This is a genomic window from Duganella sp. SG902 (genome assembly GCF_013376005.1).
GTDB lineage: Bacteria > Pseudomonadota > Gammaproteobacteria > Burkholderiales > Burkholderiaceae_D > Rugamonas.
The window spans coordinates 1-1,243 of sequence record NZ_JABMJK010000043.1 but is presented as its reverse complement, the minus strand read 5'-3'; the positions used below and the strand labels follow the sequence as shown (position 1 = coordinate 1,243).

The window sequence follows — 1,243 nt, the reverse complement described above, 5'->3', positions numbered from 1 at the left end:
TCAACATTAGTGGGTTCGGACCTCCAGTGCGTGTTACCGCACCTTCATCCTGGCCATGAGTAGATCACTTGGTTTCGGGTCTACACCCAGCGACTGTCGCCCTGTTCGGACTCGATTTCTCTACGGCTTCCCTATTCGGTTAACCTTGCCACTGAATGTAAGTCGCTGACCCATTATACAAAAGGTACGCAGTCACCCCACAAGGAGGCTCCTACTGTTTGTATGCACACGGTTTCAGGATCTATTTCACTCCCCTCCCGGGGTTCTTTTCGCCTTTCCCTCACGGTACTGGTTCACTATCGGTCGATTACGAGTATTTAGCCTTGGAGGATGGTCCCCCCATATTCAGACAGGATTTCTCGTGTCCCGCCCTACTTGTCGTACGCTTAGTACCACCAACCTGATTTCGAATACGGGGCTATCACCCGCTATGGCCGAAGTTTCCAATTCGTTCTTCTATCAGACTGACTATCACGTACAGGCTCTTCCCATTTCGCTCGCCACTACTTTGGGAATCTCGGTTGATTTCTTTTCCTGCAGCTACTTAGATGTTTCAGTTCGCCGCGTTCGCTTCACACACCTATGTATTCAGTGGGTGATGACCCAAAGGGCCGGGTTTCCCCATTCGGAAATCTGCGGATCAAAGCTTGTTTGCTAGCTCCCCGCAGCTTATCGCAAGCTACTACGTCCTTCATCGCCTGTAATCGCCAAGGCATCCGCCATGTGCACTTATTCACTTGTCCCTATAACGTTAGCTTCTCGCGACTAACGAGAAAGCGTTTATAGGTCAAGAATTGTTGCTTGTTTGTTGATTACTACAATCATTACCCACCCACGCAGTTTCCCGCATGGGTCATAACAATTACTTTACTTCTTCCAGATTGTTAAAGAACGAGAACTACACTTACGAATAAGTCTGTCATTCGTAAAGGCAGTGGTGGAGGATGACGGGATCGAACCGACGACCCCCTGCTTGCAAAGCAGGTGCTCTCCCAGCTGAGCTAATCCCCCAATGTCTTGGTGGGTCTGGTTGGGCTCGAACCAACGACCCCCGCGTTATCAACACGGTGCTCTAACCAGCTGAGCTACAGACCCTATGCTGTTCTCTACTTCGTTACAGTCGATAAGTGTGAGCGCTTGAATGTGCAAACTCTAGAAAGGAGGTGATCCAGCCGCACCTTCCGATACGGCTACCTTGTTACGACTTCACCCCAGTCACGAATCCTACCGTGGTAAGCGCCCT

At 50.3% G+C, this 1,243-nt stretch carries 2 tRNA genes and 2 rRNA genes; all 4 read right to left on the bottom strand.

Features of this window, described 5'->3' with window-relative positions:
- Positions 1-743 (bottom strand): 23S ribosomal RNA (locus FHW83_RS30395); the annotation flags it as partial.
- Positions 744-935: 192 nt separating this feature from the next.
- Positions 936-1,011, bottom strand: a tRNA-Ala gene (locus tag FHW83_RS30390).
- 7 nt (positions 1,012-1,018) lie between these two features.
- A tRNA-Ile gene (locus FHW83_RS30385) sits at positions 1,019-1,095 on the bottom strand.
- Positions 1,096-1,156: 61 nt separating this feature from the next.
- A 16S ribosomal RNA gene (locus tag FHW83_RS30380) occupies positions 1,157-1,243 on the bottom strand; the annotation flags it as partial.